Here is an 18,373-nt window from a genome sequence, read left to right on the forward strand (position 1 = left end):
ATCTGCATTTGATCATTACTCGGGGACTGGAGCCGCGTTGACGTGCGCGCGCGGGCGGCCGAGAACCATCTCCCGATCTTCTCTCACTCAAGCATCGAAAGGTTTGTAGCCCGATGACTGGTCCGACGACTGGCAGCTCCGACACGACCGCCCTTGCCCAAGAGACGGCGCCGCCCTCCCCGCCGGTGGCGCGCCGCCTCCCCGTCGTCTCGACCTATCACGGCGTTACCCTTACCGACGATTACGCGTGGATCCGGGCCGACAACTGGCAGGAGGTAATGCGGCAGCCGCAGGAGTTGGCTGGGCAAATCCGCAACCATCTCGACGCCGAGAACGCCTACACCAAGGCGATGATGGCGCACACCGAGCCGCTGCAGGAGACGCTGTTCAAAGAAATGAAGGCCCGTCTCAAGGAAGACGACAGCCATGTGCCGCAACCGGACGGGCCGTTCGAATACTTCCCGCGTTTCGTCAAAGGCGGCCAGTATGCGCAGCTTTGCCGGATTCCGCGCGGCGGCTCGCAAGGCGATGCGCAGGTCCTGCTCGACGGCAATGCGGAAGCAGAAGGCAAGAGCTATTGGGACCTCGGCGCAACGGCGCACACGAACGATCACAAGCTGCTCGCCTACGCGACCGACGACAAGGGCTCGGAGCTCTACACGATCCGCATCCGCGACCTGGCGACGGGCCAAAACCTCGCCGACGAAATTCCGGATTCCCACGGCAGCCTCGAATGGTCGAGCGATGGGCGCACGCTTTTCTACATCAAGGTCGACGAGCATCAGCGACCGCTTTTCGTCTACAGCCACGTACTGGGCACACCGGTTTCCGAAGACAAGCTCGTCTATGAGGAAAAGGATTCAGGCTTCTTCGTCGGACTGTCGTCAACGCAGTCGCAGAAATTCATCCTCATCGACATTCACGATCACGATACGAGCGAAGTGCATCTGATCGACGCCGACAATCCCGCGGCCGGTCCGAGGATGGTGACCCCGCGCCGTGTCGGGCACCAGTACAGCGTCGAGCATCACGGCAAAAACCTCATCATCGCGACGAACTCGAACGATGCGGAAGATTTTCGCGTGGTGATTGCGCCGGTTGCCGCGCCAGAAGAAGCCAACTGGCGCGAGATCGTCCCGCACAAACCGGGGCGATTGATCCTCGACGTCAGCGTGTTCCAGAATTTCGTGACGCGGCTCGAACGTGAGGAAAGCCTGCCGCGTATCGTCGTGACGCCGATTAAGGCGGGCGGCAGCGCCGACGGTTTCTTCGATCTCAGCGGCGAGCACAGCATTGCGTTCGCTGAAGAGGCTTACGCGCTCGGCATGAGTTCAGGGTATGAATTCGACACCACGCGCATCCGCTTCACCTATTCGTCGCTGACGACGCCTGCGGAAACCTATGACTACGATATGGCCACGCGCGAACGCACGCTGCGCAAGCGCCAGGAAATTCCGAGCGGACATAATCCAGCCGACTACGTAACGCGCCGCCTGCTCGCGCCTGCGAAGGACGGCGCGCTCGTACCGGTCACGCTGCTCTACAAAAAGACGACGCCGCTCGATGGTTCGGCACCGCTGTTCCTTTACGGCTACGGCGCCTATGGCATCGCGATGCCGGCGGCGTTTTCAACCGGGCGGCTTTCGCTCGTGGATCGTGGTTTTATCTTCGCCATCGCGCATATCCGCGGCGGCAAGGACAAAGGCTATCGCTGGTACACCGACGGCAAGCTCAAGAAGAAGAAGAACACGTTCACCGACTTCATCGCGGCGGGCGAGCATCTCGTGTCGGAAGGCTTCACGACGCGCGGGCGGATCGTCGCCAACGGCGGCTCTGCTGGCGGCATGCTGATGGGCGCGATCGCCAACATGGCGCCCGACCTTTTCCGTGCGATCATAGCGGACGTGCCGTTCGTCGATGTCTTGAATACGATGCTCGACAAGGATTTGCCGCTGACGCCGCCGGAATGGCCGGAGTGGGGAAATCCACTGACGAGCAAGGACGACTTTGACTACATCCGCAGTTATTCGCCTTACGATAATGTCGAAGCGAAGGACTATCCACACATCCTCGCACTCGCAGGTCTAACCGATCCGCGCGTGACGTATTGGGAGCCGGCGAAGTGGATCGCCAAGATGCGCGCGCTCAACACGAGCGCCAATCTAGTGCTGTTGAAGACGAACATGGGCGCAGGGCATGGCGGCGCGTCGGGCCGCTTCGACGGCTTGAAGGATACGGCCTTCAACTTCTCGTTCGCGCTGGAGGTGGCGGGGCTCGGAGTGTAAGGAACGAGCCGGCGGGCTGCGTCGTCCCGACGAGATGAAACGAGACGGGGCGATCATGCACTACGTTCTTTTTTACGATTACGTTCAGGACTACTTGGAACGACGCGGGGCCCTTCGCGACGAGCATCTGGTCCTGGCAAGAGCGGCTGTCGAGCGGGGCGAACTCCTTCTCGGCGGCGCGTTTGCCGGTCCTGCGGATGGCGGTATGCTGCTCTTCTCGGGAAGTTCGCCTGCCGTAGCGGAGAATTTTGCCAAAGCCGACCCGTACGTCACCAAAGGCCTCGTCACACGATGGCGGGTGCGGGAATGGACGACGGTCGTCGGGAAAGATGCAGCCCAGCCGGTTGAGCCTGTCACACCGGACTGATTTTCGTTCCTCGCACTTTCACGTTGGCATCAGCACGGGTCTCTCGACAAAATTGCGGGGGCCGCTAAGGTCCGCTTGCTGATCATATTGCTGCAATTAAGATTGACGTTCCTTCCATGCGTACAGGCCGGAGCATCGTCCGGCCGATCTGGAGGCTGGTGCATGTTGCGTATTTCGACGGCTATTTCCTCAAAGACAAAGCTACTTAGCGCGTTCGCGATGATCGCGGTGCTGCTTGCCGCCGCCGGCGGATATGTCCGCGCTGCGCCTGACAAGTACAGCCTGAAAGTTCCCGGCGGCCTCGCCTTCGCCGACTTCAAAGGCTACGAAGACTGGCAAACCGTGGCCGTCAGCCAGACGGAAAGCGCGATGGCGGTCATCCTCGCCAACCCGGTGATGATCGAAGCCTACCGGTCAGGTATTCCCGAAAACGGCAAGCCGTTCCCGGAAGGCTCGAAGATCGCGAAGATCCATTGGAAGCCGGTGCCGAACAAGGACTCACCTGGTCCTGCGACGGTACCGGGCAAACTGCAAAACGTCGACTTCATCGAGAAGGACAGTAAGCGCTTCGCCGACAGCGGCGGTTGGGGCTACGCGGCGTTCAACTACGATCCGGCCACCGATACTTTCTCGCCCGCGACGGCTTCCGACACGCCGCCCCAAGAGAACGACGCCAAGTGCGGATTCACCTGCCATACGATCGTGCAGGCGAAGGATTATATTTTTACGGCGTATCCGAAGAGATAGTGCTGTGTCGCCTCTTACTTGAGGCTGGGGTCATTGATTGGCCGGACCGCGGAGCTTTTCTCCGCTGATGTCTCTCGCCAAAGTAGCGTGTCGAAAGCGGGGGAATATCCGGCCGCGCGATATTCGTCCTCCGGAACCTCTGTTTCCTGCCCATCGGGGAACTTAATCCTGACGCTGTCCTGCGTCGTGAGACATTTCCAACCGTTGTGAATTCTGAAAAGACCATGCGTTTCCATTTGATGCTCCTCCAAAGAGCACATTCGCTTGCGATGCAGCATTTGACGGGTGTCAGCCGTTCGCAGCCTCGCTCACTGCGGAGATATGAGGCTGCGATCATAGGGAAACGAGATCCCTGCCGATCCCACCAAATAAGAAAAGCATAAATGCCGAACCCGTCCGTAAGAGGAATTCGCTCGAATGCTATGGGCTTGTTTGTCAGCGTTTGCACATAAAAAAGCCCGCGAAGCGCGGGTCTTTCTCAATGATGCGTCGCTCCAGAAGACAGTCGGTTTCACTCAACGACGGCAAGTCCTTTTGCCTTGTCCGCGTTGCGTGCCTGCTTAAGGTTCTTGATGCCGTTGACGTTGGCGGACGTGAAATCGGCATCTAAGAGATTAGCGCCTTTTACGTCCGCTCCATCGAAATTCGATCCGCCGAGTTCGGCGTCATCCAAGTTGGCGTCCGTCATATCCGCGCCTTTCAGCGAAGAAAATTCGATCAGCACGCGACGCATGTTCGCGCCGCGGAACGACGCGCCGTCGAGCGTTGAATTGCGGAATGTGCCGCGCATCAGTCCCATCGACTGATTGGCCTCGTTTGGCGCCAAGTTGGCTTTATCGAAGTTCGCGTTCTGCAAATTCGCTTTACTGAAATCTGCCGCGACGTTAGCGCCGGAAAAATCCGCGCCTTGCAGGTTTGCGCCTTGGAGCTGGGTTTGAAATAGGCTTGCGCCTCGTAGCTGCGCGCCGCTCCAATTAGAGTTCAACGACCAAGCAGAATCGAGGTTCACGCCGTCGAGATTTGAGTTCGAGAGGTTGGTGCGCATCAGGCGAGCGGCCTGCAGATTCACGCGGCGCAAATCCATCTTCGACAAATCCAGTCCGTTCAGCGCCTTTCCCGAGAGGTCGAGCTTTTCCCCTGCTTTCAGCTTAGCGAGAGCAGCACTGATGTCCGCTCGGCTCATCTCGGCCTTCGTATAGGCGTCGGAGCTGAAATCGACCATGTCGGTCATGCTTTGCGCGGCAACTGCGGGGGCGCCTAAAATCAAGAAACTTAGGACTGCCAATGCTCTCTTCATGTCAGTTCTCCAGGATCTGCATTTCGCAAGAAAGCCGAATATGGCACCGGCGTATGTGACCAAAGTCACGCTGATTAGATTGGGACGACCGAACCGAATGTTAATGATGGGCTGCCGGATCCTGAGCAAGTAATCGGTGCGTTTGCTCCCCCCAAAACAAAAAAGGCCCGCCGAAGCGGGCCTTTCGTTTCTAGGAGGCAGCGCTTAGGCTGCGACCGTGCCGAAGGTCAGCGATTTCGTAACCTCCTCGAGTGCCGTGTCGGATTTTAGTGCGATACCGATGTACCGGACTCGTCCGGCTACCTTCTCCTTTTTCACGCCAAGCTCGGCGAATTCACGTGCAAAGCTCGGAAGTGCTGCAGGCTCCTTGTTCTTAGAGTCACACCAAGAGCAATAGTCTTCATAGAGTTCAGTAGCCGTTACGCTTGATCCATCGCGGACCTCGACATTCTCCTTGTAGAAACGTTCGGTGTTGTTCTCGGGGACGAGGCGCGCAACCGGCGCCACGACCTTGCTTTCGACAACCGTCGGCTCTGCCTGATGCACTTCTGCGGGCGGAGCTTCGATTGCGCGCGCCGGGGCAACGGGTGTTTCGAGAGCGATCACGAGCGACCGGTTGTCGTTGGCGCCAGAACGCGGCTTTTTCGTTTGCACGGTCACCGGTGTGAGCACCGGAACCGCCACCGCTGCCGCAGCGGTGCTTACTTCCGTCAGCGCCTTCGGCGAGACGGGCTTAGGCTGGCGATCATAAAGTCGCCACTGGCTGAATGCGACGTACATGCCGAATCCAGACCCGATCTCGAGCAGCAGGGCGACGAACAACGTCAACGCCATCTGCACGTTCTCGATCTTCACGTTCGGGAAGAACGCGTTCGCAAGCTCGGTCAAAACCTTCGCTTGGGGGTCGGCTTCCGACAGCGCAGGCGTACCTGCGGTCGCATCGATCTTCGACTTGAGCTCGGCAATATGAGCGTCGGCCTTCTTGGCCGAGGCCGCTGATGCAAGCTCGGCTTCAAGAGACGTCACCTGCTGACAGAGCTGGCGCCGCATGTTGGTCGTGACTTCTGTACAGCCTTTCGACCACTTCCATGCCTTGTCGAGCTTCAGCCCATCGATCTCGCTCTGCACCGTTTCATACGGACGATGCTGAGGGATCCAGGCAGCTTGCTCTTCCGCGCGCTTCAGCTCGGTCCTCAAGTCCTGATAGACTTGAGCTTCCTGAGCGCGTTCCCCGGTCGAATCGAAGCGGTTCAACGCCGCGTGACCGAGTGCGGAGGTCATGGAATAGGTCGTTACGACCGTCCAGACCAAGGCGGACGCTGCCGCTTGCGACCAAATTCGATTGCGTACTGCGGCAAAGAAGAAAAACGGTACAAGAGCCTTCATGCAGTCGGCAGCAGCGGATGCTGCTCCGTAGATTTGGCCGTCGAGTTCGGTTCGTCCGAGACTGAAGCCAAAACGCCAGTTCATCGCAGCGGAAACGGCGAGCAATACGCCTGCTGCGAGAACCCCCAACACGCCTAAAACGTGTCTCATCGTGGTTGCCCTCTCCTGTGAAGGCCGGTCGGTAATTGAAAAAGACCGGCCACGTCGTTGTGGTCCCAGCGACCGAGGGTGCCGCCGACCAAGCTCCGGTACGCGAACGAGCAAGATTGCGAATGATCTCCGTTCGTTCGGCTGTGAGCTCCGATGTCATCCCCATGACAAATCGGCAGCCGAGCGACGCGAAAACCGCACAATCAAGCAAACCAGAGCCGCCACATTCGAAGCCCGACTGGAGAATTCCGCCACGATTTCGCCGCAAGAAATCAGAGTGGAAAACTTTATCGTCCGGTTCGGACCGAAAGTGGAAAACTTACGCGAATTAAACTCCCCTCTCTTTCAGCCGTAGCTGAGTCGGGAGGCGATGTGAATCCGAAACGATAGAAGAATCAGAATTGTAGGAGCACGTGCCGACTATGACGCGGGTGTCATATGGCGGTGTCCACGAGCTTCCGGCAGCGGTTGAAAAGTCCCGGTTATCAAGAGGTTTTGCACCGGCCGCGCAAGTTTCGCACAAGCCTCCGATTGTGGCGGGCGTGTGCCGGATATCGTTCTTGGCATGGCGAGTACATGGCGGCCCCATGTCGCGCCCGTCACAAGGTATGACGCATTGTGCGTTTACCAAGCGCCCGGACTTGAGGCATTCTCATCTCGTGTTGGTCTTGCACATTGGAATGTGCAGCGTCGTCGATTTTCATGGGCGAGGCTGACTATTCATCGTTCCGGCCCGATCGTTTTCGACCGCGTGACTGATGTTCAGTGAGGTTGGTGGAGTCGCGTCATGTCACGCCCCGGTGCACTGCTGCTGATCACCGCCGGTATCGTGCTCGGAAGCCTGTACCTCTTTCCGTTCTCAGATCCTTCCGACGACCTCGCCGCCGTCACGCGCATTTCCGTCGCGCCCGACCGTACCTATCGGGAGCGAGACATCATCCCGACGTTTGCGCCCACGTCTCCGTCGTTGCGCAAACCGGTTGCCGCCAATGCGAACGAGGTCGCGACGGTCGTGCTTCCGAAGCCCAGCACCTGGACGACGGTCGTGGCGGCCGGACGTTCGGTCGTGTCGCCGGTGCGATCCTCGGGCTCGTCCGACCCTGCGACCCGCACTCAGCTGGCACGCGACCTGCAGACCGAATTGCAGCGCGTCGGCTGCTATCGCGGCACAATCAACGGCAGCTGGACACAATCGACACGGCGAGCCATGGCTGCATTCCTGGATCGCGCCAACGCCGTGCTGCCGTACAATCAGCCTGACTACGTGTTGCTTGCACTGGTACAGAGCCATCAGGACGTGATGTGCTCCGCCGACTGCCCCTCCGGACAGATCATGCAGGGGGACGGCCGTTGCTTACCCGCTGCGGTCATCGCGCAGGCCGAGAGACGGCAGAAGCGACAGGATGGACGCTGGCTGACGATCACGCGTCTTGCCGACGGACGCGCTGGCGAGCGCGCTGTGGCGTCAAAGCCGACCGAGCGCGAGGTGCGGCCTTGGCAGAGAAATCAGGTCGTCACCGATCCGCTGCCGCAGGTCGCCATTGCTCCGCGGGCTGATCCCTTGCCTGGGCGCATGTCGATCGGTGGGCCTCTTCCGCCAGAGGTGATGGCGCCTTTGACCTCCGTCGTCACCGGTGCGCTGCCGGCTGCTACCGTGACACCCAATGGGTCAGCGAAGCTTGCCGCTCTGCAATATGAGCCGGACGACGACAGTGTTTCCGAAGACGCCGATGCGGCTGACGCTCTCCCGGTAACGCGCGACGCCGACATCGCGCCCGCACACAAGGTGAAGAAATCACGCCGCGCCGAGAGCGAGAAACGGCGGCGATATAATTCCTATGCTTACTCAGGCAAGCGCCGCCATGGCGATCCGCGTCCGGGCACGACACGCTTCAATCTCATGCAGTCGCTCGGCGGCGTATATTGACGGTCTTAAATCTCGGTGCCGTCTCTGACCCACCTCAGGTATGCGTCGCTCCCGCCCGTGACGGGAACGACGAGCACCGCGGGCGTCTCGTAGGGATGGTTGGCAACGATGTGCGCAACAGCGCGTTCGGCACCCTCGGCTGCGAGCTTGACGACCATGACAGCTTCTTCCGCCGTCTCGGTGGTGCCCTTCCAAACGTAGACGGACGTCATCGACGGCAGGACGTTAACGCAGCCGGCCAGCCGCCGCTCGACCAGATCCTTGCCCAAAGCCAGGGCTGCGGCGCGATCCGGGAACGTGACGTAAATCATCACGACGCCATCGGCTGGCATCGGGCGGCACTCTCCGCTATCCCGCACTGTACGATCTAGATGGGGGGGCTTGTCGTTTGACGGCACTTGAGCGAGCTTCCCTGCCTTGTTCCACAGCCTTGTAACCGCGACAGCATTTACCTGAAGGGCCTTGATGGCGAAAGAAAAGCACAAATTCGAGCGCATCGCCTTCGTCGCGAGCGAAGTGCCCGAAGCGATCGAAGCCCAGGCGGCCCTGATCAAGCGCTACGGCGAAACCGACCCTGCCGAAGCCGATGTCATCGTGGCGCTCGGCGGCGACGGCTTCATGTTGCAGACGCTCCACCGCTTCATCAACGACAAGATCCCGATCTACGGCATGAACCGCGGCTCGGTTGGCTTCCTGATGAACGACTATCGGGAAGAGGATCTGCTTGAGCGGCTGTCCGCGGCCGAGACGAGCCGCATCCATCCGCTGGCGATGATCGCGACCGACGCCAACGGCAAAGCGCACAAGAGCCTCGCGATCAATGAGATCTCGCTATTCCGGCAGCGCTATCAGGCCGCCAAGTTGCAGGTCGCCATCGACGACAAGATGCGGCTCGAAGAGCTGATCTGCGACGGCATCCTGGTTTCGACGCCTGCGGGTTCGACGGCCTATAACCTTTCGGCGCACGGTCCCATTCTGCCGATCAAATCTCAATTGCTGGCCGTGACACCGATCAGTCCCTTTCGCCCGCGGCGTTGGCGTGGCGCCATCGTGCCGAGCAAGGTGCGCATCACGATCACGGTGCTTGAACATGAGAAACGGCCGGTCAGCGCCGTCGCCGACCACTTCGAGACGCGCAATGTCATCAAGGTCGACATCGAGCAGGCGCGCGCGATCGAACTCTACATGATGTTCGACCGCGAGCACGGCCTCGAAGAGCGCGTGCTGGCCGAGCAGTTCAGGTATTAGGTTTGTTGGCGCTTGGCGACTAGCGGTCCGCGAGCCGGCGGGCTTTCTGATAGCGCGTTGCGACTCCGCTTCGCGGAGCCGGCCGCAATGCGTGGAGAACCTCAAACTAACAGGCCCTCCAGCGGGTGCTTGAGGCACGCGCGGAGGGCCATGATGTGGTCTGAAGTGCCGTTTCCCGATTTCCCGGCCGGCGGTGCTGATCCCGCGGCTCCCCGAATCGAGTTTGCCAACACGTATGCCGAGAGCTTGGCAGGGCATGGTTAATGCTGGCTTAATGCCGCGGTACTGATACCGCTCAGATTCAATGTCAGGCCGGCCAATGCTTGACGATGGCTTCGAGCTTGGGGCGCTCGCGTTCCTCGGGCTTCTCCATCGGCGTGCCGACATAGATGAAACCAGCGATTTTCTCGTGCTCCGACAGGCCGAAGGCTTCGCGGACCGTGGGGCTGTAGGCGATCCACTCGCTGAGCCAGGAGGTGCCGAAGCCCAGCGCATTGGCCGCCAAGCAAAGATTGAAGCAGAGCGCACCGACCGACAGCACCTGCTCCCACTCCGGCGCACCGGGACGCGGCTTCACCGATGAAATGACCGCTATGACCATGGGCGAGCGCATGAATCTGGCCCGCTCCATGTCGAGACGGACATGCGACGGCGGCTCGCGCTCTTCCTTTTCGCAGGCCTTGGCGAAGATTTCCCCAGCCGACGCGCGCGCATCGCCCTCAAAAACGATGAAACGCCAGGGCGAAAGCTTTTTATGATCAGGAACGCGTGTCCCGGCCGTCAGAATCTTGTTGAGTTCTTCGGCCGTTGGGGCCGGTGCGGCGAGCCGGTCGGGCTTGACCGAACGTCTTGCCGCAAGAAATTCAAAAAATGCGGTATTCATGGGTTGTTCCGTACCTTTGCGTGCCCGTCTCGCTATACGAGGCGTCGGGCTGTTACAAGCCACCCGTTACAGTCAGAGTCGGGATAAGGATCGAAGCGCTAAGGTGGTGGGGGAATGATGCGGCTGAAAATATCGAGGATCGTCGCACCGCTCGTGGCGGTTGCCGTGCTTGCCGCCGTCGGCCTCGCGGCGGCGCGGCCTGCTCTGAGCGCCGATGCGCCGACCGCCATGCTGATCGTCGACGGATCGGGTTCGATGTGGGGCCGGCTGCCTCCCGCCAACCGGCCGAAGATCGACGTCGTGCGTGACAAGCTCGGCGCGCTTCTGGCCGAGCCCTCGTCCACCCGCGTCGGCCTCATCTCGTTCGGACATCGCCGCCGCGGTGATTGCAGCGACGTAGAGATGATCGCGGGTCCCGACAGCCCGCGTCAGACCGTTCTCGATCCGCTCTCAAAGCTCAGCCCGAGAGGGCCAGGCCCGGTGACGGCGGCGTTGCGTATGGCGGCGGACGCTATTGGCTCCTCACGGCCGGCGCAGATCGTTATCGTCGGCGACAATGCCGACAATTGCCGCCAGGATTCCTGCGCAGCCGCGCGCGCCATCGCGAAGTCGTCACCCGGTGTCGTCATTCAGGTGATCGGCATCGGACTTTCCGCGAACGAACGCCCGCGCATGGCGTGCATGGCCGAGGCGACGGGCGGCCGCTTCTACGACATCGCAGATTCCAACGGACTCGATGCCGCCATCGACGAAGCCGTGAAGCTCGCGGTTCTGGCGCCGTCCGACGTTGCGGGCGCAGCAGACAAACCGGTGGCGCCGAAAGCACCGCCACCGCCCGCCGGAGCATCGCTACGCGCATCTGCGGCATTGGCTGAAGGCCGCCCTCTCATTACAGCGCCGCTGACGTGGAGGATCTACAAAGCCGGCGGCGCGAAAGTGCTCGGCCAGGGCGTCGGCAAAGACATTTCAGCCAAGCTGCCGGCTGGCGATTACGACATCGAAGCCGAGCTTGGCGGCGTCAAGGTCCGACACACGATCACGATAGCCGACGGCGAAGCGCAGAGCATCATCGTCTCGCTCAACGCTGCACATCTCGTCGCGCGCGCTGTGGCCAGCAAGAGCGGCCCGCCCTCGCCCACCGCCACCTTGAGCGTGTCGTCGAACGGGCAGCCTGTCGCCTTGAAGCGTGGCGATACGGTCGATCTCTACTTGCAGCCTGCCGAATATGGCGTGACGGCCGTCGATGGCGCGGCGCGTTCATCGCAGACGATCAATCTCGCGGCGGGAGACGACAAACGGCTCGACGTCGCGCTCACGACCGGACGTCTCGACCTGTCGGCAACCGGCGCGAACGGCGGTGCGATCCAAGACGTGCTCTATACGGTCGAGACCGACGATCCGGAAAGTCCTGACGGCCGTCGCGAAGTGGCGCGGTCGCGCAGCCCGCAGGCGAGCTTCGTTCTGCCCGAGGGCACCTACTACATCGGCGCAAATGCCGGCAACGGTCTCACCAGCAAACGCGTCGCCATCGGCGCCGGGCAGACGGTCACGGAGACGCTTGCGATTGCTCTCGTGCCGGTCAAGATCACGGCGCTCGTTGCAGGTGTACCGGCTAAGCCCGACGACAACATTTTCTATCGTGTCGACCGCATCGACGGCGACCGCGTCAGCATTGCACGCGCCATCGGCCCGGCGCTTAACCTCAGTTTATCTCCGGGGCGCTACCGGATCAGCGCTTCGCTTGCGACCGCACACCTGTCGGCCTCTCAGGAAGTGACGCTCGACGCAGGCAAGCCTGCAAAAGCCGTGATCGATATCGCGTCGGGACAGGTCAACTTCGTGCCGACAGCCGCCGCAGTACCCGCGTTCGGCGATTTGACCTGGGAAGTCGCCGATGAAAACGGCATGCCTATCTGGCGCGCGACCGGCACCGAAGCGACTGCGATCCTAGCACCGGGAAAATATACCGTGCGCTTCGATGCGCGTAACAGTCATGGACAGGCTGCGTTCGAGGTCCGAGCGGGCCAGAGCCAGAAGCTTGAGATTGGACCCGGATGACCGAAGCGTTGCGTAGTCTAAACCCATTATCGCGGCGCCAGCGGTTGCGCACCCTCGCTGCGCTCGTGCTGGCGGCAATGGCGTTGTCGTTCGTTGCGGCGACGACATCGTTCGCGCAGGAACCCGTTCCTGACGGCCCAGCGCCTGCGCCATGGGGACCGGTCGGCGGCAAACGGCAAAACACAACCACGGTTGAGCGCGGCAAGACGAAAGGCGGCGTCCGGCTCGTTGCATTGCTGACGGGAGACGGCCAGCAGATCGAGCAAGGTCTCATCTGGCGCGTCTTTCGAACCGTGCCACGGTCGACCAAATCGAAACTGGTGCTGGAATCCCGCGAAGCCAGCCCGCTGGTGAAGCTTCCACCCGGCGAATATACCGTCAACGCCGCCTTCGGGCGGGCGAACCTGACGCGAAAGATCGTCATCAAGCCGGACGGGCCACCGTTCGAGCCGTTCGTGCTGAACGCGGGTGGACTTCGCGTCGCGGCGATGATCGGCGGCAAGCCAGCGCCACCCGGCGCGGTCTCGTATTCAATCTACACCGATGATCGCGATGAGTTCGAAGGCAACTCTGCGGTTATCACCGGCGCCAAGCCGAACCTGATCATTCGCCTCAATTCCGGCATCTACCGGATCGTTTCGATTTACGGCGACGCCAACGCCAAGATCGAGGCGGACGTGACCGTCGAAGCGGGCAAGCTGACGGAGACGACAGTAACGCACACGGGCGGCAAGGCGACGTTCAAGCTCGTCACGCGGGCGGGCGGCGAAGCGGTGCCCGACACGCGTTGGACGATCCAGACGACGGAAGGCGATACTGTGAAAGAGAGCGTCGGCGCACTGCCGACGCATGTGCTGGCACCTGGGAAATACCTAGTGACAGCGTCGTCGGGCGGCCGTCTCTACCAGAACTCGTTCGAGATCAAGGACGGCGACAACATCAGCGTCGAAGTGCTGATGGCCAGCGCGACCGACGACAACAGCAATCGGGTGTCGAGCGGCGCGACGACGATCGCTCCAACAATCGCGCCAACGTCCGGCGGCATGCCGATGGATTTCAGAAATCCGTAAGGACCCAGTCGGTCGGACAGCCGTTATCGCGCATGCGCTTTTCGATTAGTGCATGTTGCGCGGTATCACCGCCTTCGAGGCAGGCTGTGCGCGCCAACTGCCATTGCTCGCAGGCGCTCGTGAGATCGCCCGCTTCTTGCGCTGCTTCACCCAGCGCCAGGCGCGCTGCAGCATGAGCCGAATGGGGGCCGTGAAGCGCGCCATTCCCGGCGGCCGAGCGAAGCGCTTCCATCCGTGCACTCTGATCGCCTGCGCGGGCGTAAGCGGCGGCGAGATCGAGATAAAGTCCGGCAAGCGCCGTCTTTTCATCGTGGGCAGCCGCACTGTCGATTTTCGCTGCAATCGTCTCAGCGGTTTCGAGTGGCTTCTGCAAAGGCGGTGCTGCGGCTTCCGGCGACGGCTGCGCAACGGCGTGGAAAGGCTCGATGAGGCGATCCGGAGGCAAAGCGCCGCGGCGATAACGCCGGGATGACCGCCACAGGTAGAGGAGCATCAGGATGACGGCGACCGGGATCGCAAAGACGATCAGTTCGAGCAACATGTGATACGTCGCTGGGATTCCCATCACCCTCCCCCATCGTCACGCCTGCGGCCGCAATTCCCCCTGCGGCGAAACTATCAGCGGAACGGCGCCGAGTACATGAGACCGCCTTTGCTCCACAAGTTGTTGAGGCCGCGATCGAGTTTCAGCGATGAGCTTTGGCCGAGCGTGCGTTCAAAGATCTCGCCATAGTTGCCGACGTCGTGAACGACCTGATAGGCCCAGTCGCGCGGCAATCCGAGCGGCGCGCCTAGATCGGCATCGAGACCCAGGAAGCGGCGAACCTCGTGCGAGGGCGAAGCCTTCATGGTGTCGACGTTGCTGCTGGAAATATTCATTTCTTCCGCGGCAACGAGTGCCATCATCACCCAGCGGACGACGGCGAACCAGCCATCATCACCAAGCCGCACGGCCGGGCCGTACGGTTCCTTCGTAATCAATTCCGGCAGCAGCATCTGATCGGCGCCGCTGGCCAAGCGGCTCTTTTCGAAGGCGAGCAATGTCATGTCGCCGGTCAGCACCGTACAGCCGCCGTCGGAATAGGTTTTGACCAGATCCTCCCAGCGATCGGACTGTATGAGTTGGTAACGCATCTTCCGGCTGCCGAAGTAATCGGAGATTGCGGTCTCATCACTCGTTCCGGCCAGAACGCAGATCGAAGCGCCAGACAGCTCAAGAACGCTGGCGATCGAGTGATTGCGTGGAATGATGAAGCCCTGGCCATCGTAATAGAGCGTACCCACGAAGCGCGCACCGAGTTCTGTATCGCGCGTCAGCGTCCATGCCGTCGCGCCGAGAAGAACGTCAACCTCATCATCCTGCAATGATTTGAAGCGATCGCTGGCGTTGAGGCTCAAGAGCTTCACTGCGTCACGGTCGCCAAAGATGGCGGCGGCGAGCGCTGAACAGAATTCGACGTCCATGCCGCTCCAGGCACCGCGCGGGCTCACCTCGCTGAAGCCGGGTGCATGGTCCTGGACACCGCAGACGACCTTGCCACGGGCTTTGATTGCGTCGAGAATACTGATCGGTGCGCTCTCGGCCTCGGAAGCCACCCCCAGCGCGACCACGAACAGCGCGATTGCTGCCGCCAAGACCCGCACAACGATGCTCATCTGCACTCTTCCGGCCAATGCTTCACTCGGGTCTCATCATTCCATACACGGAGCAGACAAAAGCGACGGGAGCGCCCATCGGTCCTAGTGCGCAGCCAGACATCTCGCGTCAGCGCGCAATGGTCAAGGCCTTGACCGGCAACCAAACTTGCGTCACGACGGCCGAACCCGCCCGGAGAGCTTTAGAATGACTGTAAAGAAGGAAGGTTCCGAGCGCGGAGAGCGTCCCGAGACCGACGTCGTGCACCTGGGGCGAAAGCCGTTCGAACAGCACGGCTTCGTCAATACGCCCGTCTATCGGGGATCGACGGTTCTCTATCCGACGCTCGACGCCCTTCGCGCCTATTCGCAGCCCTATACCTACGGCCGCCGCGCCACGCCGACGACGCGCGCACTCGAAGAGGCGATCACGCAGCTGGAAGGCGGCGCCGCGACGATCTTGACGTCGTCAGGCCTCGGCGCGATCTCGACGGCGATTTTGGCATTCGCCGAGGCGGGCGATCACGTCCTGATCCTCGACAGCGTCTATCAGCCGGCCCGCACGTTCGCCGACAAAATGCTGACGCGGCTCGGCGTGGAGGTCAGCTATTACGATCCGCTGATCGGCGCGGACATCGCGAAGCTGTTCCGCCCGAATACGCGCCTCGTCATGGTCGAAGCGCCGGGATCGCAGACGTTCGAGATGCAGGACATTCCAGCGATTGCGGCGGCGGCTCACGCCAAGAACATCTGGGTGCTGGCCGATAACACCTGGGCGACGCCGCTCTTCTGCAAGCCTCTGGCGCTCGGCGCGGACGTGTCCATCCAGGCGGCGACCAAGTACATCGTGGGGCATGCCGATGCGATGCTCGGCACTGTCACGGCCAATGCGCGAGCCGCAAAGTTCATCGACGACGCAAAAGAGCGGCTCGGCACCTGTCCCGGCTCGGAAGAAACGTACCTCGGCTTGCGCGGGCTGAGAACGCTCGCGGTGCGGCTCCAGCAGCATCAGCGCTCAGGCATTGCGGTCGCGGAATGGCTGGCGGCGCGGCCCGAGGTTGACCGTGTTCTCCATCCGGCTTTGCCGAACGATCCGGGCCACGCGATCTGGAAACGCGACTTTACCGGCGCCTGCGGTTTGTTCTCGATCGTTCTCAAGCCCGTGCCACAGAAAGCGCTGGCGGCGTTGCTTGACGGATTGAAGCTGTTCGGGATGGGATATTCCTGGGGCGGATACGAAAGCCTCGTCGTGCCGTTCGACCCGACATCCTACCGCACGGCGACGCGCTGGCAGGGTCCGGGGCCGGCACTGCGATTCCACATCGGTCTCGAAGCGGTCGAGGATCTCATTGCTGACCTTGCCGCTGGATTCGAACGGATGAAGAGCGCCTAATGATGGCGCTCTTTTCCATTTAGAAGCCAAGCACCTGGCGAATGATATCGCCGACGCCGCCATCGTACTTACGATAGCTGCTGCCGCTATTTGTCAGGCCCATCGGCGGGGTGAGACTGTCGCTGCTGCGAGTGAAGCGCACCGCTTTCAAAGCCGCGGTATCGAGCGGCGGCGCCGTCGCGACGTCGATTGCGTCCCACTTGCCCGCAAGCGCCTGCTCGATGCGCTTTTGATGGCCGTACCAATCGTCGTAGTAGTGGGCCTTGCCGCCATCATCGACCCAGACCGTGAAATAGCCGACGTGGACGGGAATCGGCCGTTCGAGCTTGATCTCGTTGTCCATCGGTCCGCGACGGATGAGCTGTTTCACGTTGGGCGCGGCGTCGCCCCTATCGATCTCCAGGATGGTCTGGGCGAAGACCTGCGGATTGCGTACACGCATGCAGCCGTGGCTGTAGAGCCTGACGGGCTTGTCGAAGAGATATTTCGACGGCGTGTCGTGCAGGTAGACCGAGTGCTTATTCGGAAAGAGCAGCTTCACGACGCCGAGCGCGTTGTCGTCGCCTGCGGGCTGATAGAAGTTGTAGGCGCTTAAGTTGGCTTTCGCCCAGTTGACCTTGGTGCTGTCGATGCGGCGGCCGTTGCGCATGACGACATAGCCCTGACTTTCGATGGAGCGGCCTGACAGCAGCATCGAGAGCTTGATCGAATCCGGGATGTTCCAGCGCGGATTGAGGACGATTGTCGTCATATCCTTGGAGAAGATCGGGGTCTCCTTGTCGGCGGTGCCGACGACGACGCGATCGCTGAACAGCGTCTTACCATTTTCTGTCAGTGCAATTGAGAATGAGGGCACGTTGACCAGGATGTGCGTATCGCCGAGAGAGCGCGGCATCCAGCGCCACTCTTCCATATTGGCAATGACGGCTTCGATCTTGTCGGCTGTCGACTTCGTATCGTCACCAGCCAGCGCCGCGCGTGTCGCAGGACCTACGAAACCGTCAGCGGCAAGGCCGTTCTGTTCCTGAAATTGCTTGATCGCCGTTTCGAGCGCATCGTTGAACAGCGAAGCATCCTCGCCTGACGTTGCAATCGCAAAGCGCTGCTTCAATATTGCGACGTCGGGCGAGCGAACGCCATTCGCGAGCATTGCGCCGCGCTTCGGAATTTGCGGCACGACCGGCTTGCTTTCATGCTCGCCGCGCAGGCTGGCGAGCAGAGCTTTCAGCTTGAGGAACTGATCCTGCTGGGGCTGGAAACCGCGCAGCACTGCATCAGGGTCGGGCTTGTCAGCAATCTGTGCCAGAACGCCGGAGGCTGGCGTAATGACCGGCTTGCGATCGAGATAATAGGAAAGCTGCTTTTCGGGTTCCGGAATGCGTGCGCCTTCGGCCTGATGGGCGTAGCGCAGAATTGCACCGGTAATTGCAATGTCGGCTGCAGCGAGTTCTTCGGGCGACGATTGTCCGTCACCAAGCATTTTCGTAGCGGCAGCGACGTTGAAATCGGAGGCGTCGAGACCCCATTCGCCAGCGCGGCCCAATTCGGCGATCACGAGATCAGCGGCGTTCGTCAGTCCCTTATCATCGACCCACAGCGGTCGGCATTGCCGACTTTGATAGAATGAGGCGACGTCGGCGCGGTCGCTTGTATCGAAGGCCAGCGTGGTCGAAAGCTTGGTGCAAAGCGCCGCCGGGACACCGGTCAGGGGAGCTGGCGTTTCCGCGGGCGGTGTCGAAATGGCTTGCGCGGCTTCGATGTTCGGAACGTTGGGGGGCGGCGCGGCATCTTCGGCAACGGCGAGCCCAGGGATCGGCACGACGGCAAGGGCGCCGCATATCATGAACGGCCTTACGAGCGACCCGATGAGCGACCGGGCGCTCCAGGACTTGGATAGAACGTGAGGGCCGCGGGGGGACAAGATCAT

At 61.2% G+C, this 18,373-nt stretch carries 15 protein-coding genes; 8 read left to right on the forward strand and 7 right to left on the reverse strand.

The window, feature by feature from the left end; translation table 11 throughout:
- Window positions 1–113: 113 nt before the first annotated feature.
- From RLW41_RS22070 to RLW41_RS22080, 3 genes are all read left to right on the forward strand, one after another.
- Window positions 114–2,285, forward strand: coding sequence for a S9 family peptidase (locus RLW41_RS22070; protein WP_414462889.1), 2,172 nt, complete (start codon window positions 114–116; stop codon window positions 2,283–2,285).
- Window positions 2,286–2,340: 55 nt separating this feature from the next.
- Window positions 2,341–2,652: a YciI-like protein gene (locus RLW41_RS22075; protein ID WP_414462890.1), complete on the forward strand. Its 312-nt coding sequence runs from the start codon at window positions 2,341–2,343 to the stop codon at window positions 2,650–2,652.
- 162 nt (window positions 2,653–2,814) lie between these two features.
- Window positions 2,815–3,399 (forward strand): cytochrome P460 family protein, encoded by a 585-nt coding sequence (locus tag RLW41_RS22080; protein ID WP_414462891.1) that lies wholly within the window; start codon window positions 2,815–2,817, stop codon window positions 3,397–3,399.
- Between the two features lie 511 nt (window positions 3,400–3,910).
- Here RLW41_RS22080 and RLW41_RS22085 read toward each other — a convergent pair.
- Window positions 3,911–4,696, reverse strand: coding sequence for a pentapeptide repeat-containing protein (locus tag RLW41_RS22085; RefSeq protein ID WP_414462892.1), 786 nt, complete (start codon window positions 4,694–4,696; stop codon window positions 3,911–3,913).
- 204 nt (window positions 4,697–4,900) lie between these two features.
- Window positions 4,901–6,232 carry a hypothetical protein gene (locus RLW41_RS22090; RefSeq protein ID WP_414462893.1) on the reverse strand — a complete coding sequence of 444 codons (1,332 nt, stop codon included), beginning with the start codon at window positions 6,230–6,232 and terminating at the stop codon, window positions 4,901–4,903.
- A 787-nt stretch (window positions 6,233–7,019) separates the two neighbouring features.
- On the opposite strand from RLW41_RS22090, the gene RLW41_RS22095 reads away from it, so the two are divergent.
- Complete coding sequence (locus RLW41_RS22095; RefSeq protein ID WP_414462894.1) at window positions 7,020–8,159, forward strand: hypothetical protein; 1,140 nt, start codon at window positions 7,020–7,022, stop codon at window positions 8,157–8,159.
- 5 nt (window positions 8,160–8,164) lie between these two features.
- On the opposite strand, the gene cutA is transcribed toward RLW41_RS22095, so the two are convergent.
- Window positions 8,165–8,491, reverse strand: coding sequence for a divalent-cation tolerance protein CutA (cutA, locus tag RLW41_RS22100; RefSeq protein WP_414462895.1), 327 nt, complete (start codon window positions 8,489–8,491; stop codon window positions 8,165–8,167).
- A 133-nt stretch (window positions 8,492–8,624) separates the two neighbouring features.
- On the opposite strand from cutA, the gene RLW41_RS22105 reads away from it, so the two are divergent.
- On the forward strand, window positions 8,625–9,407 hold the full coding sequence (locus RLW41_RS22105) for an NAD kinase (protein ID WP_409560147.1): 783 nt from the start codon (window positions 8,625–8,627) through the stop codon (window positions 9,405–9,407).
- A gap of 307 nt (window positions 9,408–9,714) precedes the next feature.
- Here the strand turns inward: RLW41_RS22105 and RLW41_RS22110 are convergent, their stop codons facing one another.
- Window positions 9,715–10,290: a nitroreductase gene (locus tag RLW41_RS22110; protein WP_414462896.1), complete on the reverse strand. Its 576-nt coding sequence runs from the start codon at window positions 10,288–10,290 to the stop codon at window positions 9,715–9,717.
- Window positions 10,291–10,404: 114 nt separating this feature from the next.
- Here RLW41_RS22110 and RLW41_RS22115 point away from each other — a divergent pair, with 114 nt between their 5' ends.
- Together RLW41_RS22115 and RLW41_RS22120 are read left to right on the forward strand one after the other, a co-directional pair.
- Window positions 10,405–12,348 carry a vWA domain-containing protein gene (locus RLW41_RS22115; protein ID WP_414462897.1) on the forward strand — a complete coding sequence of 648 codons (1,944 nt, stop codon included), beginning with the start codon at window positions 10,405–10,407 and terminating at the stop codon, window positions 12,346–12,348.
- On the forward strand, window positions 12,345–13,418 hold the full coding sequence (locus RLW41_RS22120; RefSeq protein WP_414462898.1) for a hypothetical protein: 1,074 nt from the start codon (window positions 12,345–12,347) through the stop codon (window positions 13,416–13,418). The genes RLW41_RS22115 and RLW41_RS22120 overlap by 4 nt, the downstream gene beginning before the upstream one ends.
- On the opposite strand, the gene RLW41_RS22125 is transcribed toward RLW41_RS22120, so the two are convergent.
- Window positions 13,405–13,983 (reverse strand): hypothetical protein, encoded by a 579-nt coding sequence (locus RLW41_RS22125; RefSeq protein ID WP_414462899.1) that lies wholly within the window; start codon window positions 13,981–13,983, stop codon window positions 13,405–13,407. The two genes, RLW41_RS22120 and RLW41_RS22125, sit on opposite strands and share 14 nt — an antisense overlap.
- Before the next feature lie 53 nt (window positions 13,984–14,036).
- Window positions 14,037–15,074 carry an amino acid ABC transporter substrate-binding protein gene (locus tag RLW41_RS22130; RefSeq protein WP_409560153.1) on the reverse strand — a complete coding sequence of 346 codons (1,038 nt, stop codon included), beginning with the start codon at window positions 15,072–15,074 and terminating at the stop codon, window positions 14,037–14,039.
- Between the two features lie 187 nt (window positions 15,075–15,261).
- Between RLW41_RS22130 and metC the strand changes: the two genes are divergently transcribed.
- A complete protein-coding gene (gene metC / locus RLW41_RS22135; RefSeq protein ID WP_414462900.1) occupies window positions 15,262–16,446 on the forward strand; it encodes a cystathionine beta-lyase in 1,185 nt (394 codons plus the stop codon).
- Between the two features lie 19 nt (window positions 16,447–16,465).
- Here the strand turns inward: metC and RLW41_RS22140 are convergent, their stop codons facing one another.
- Entirely contained in the window at window positions 16,466–18,373 is a 1,908-nt protein-coding gene (locus RLW41_RS22140) for a L,D-transpeptidase family protein (RefSeq protein ID WP_414462901.1), read from the reverse strand.

This window comes from Hyphomicrobium sp. DY-1 (assembly GCF_047497105.1).
GTDB lineage: Bacteria > Pseudomonadota > Alphaproteobacteria > Rhizobiales > Hyphomicrobiaceae > Hyphomicrobium_B.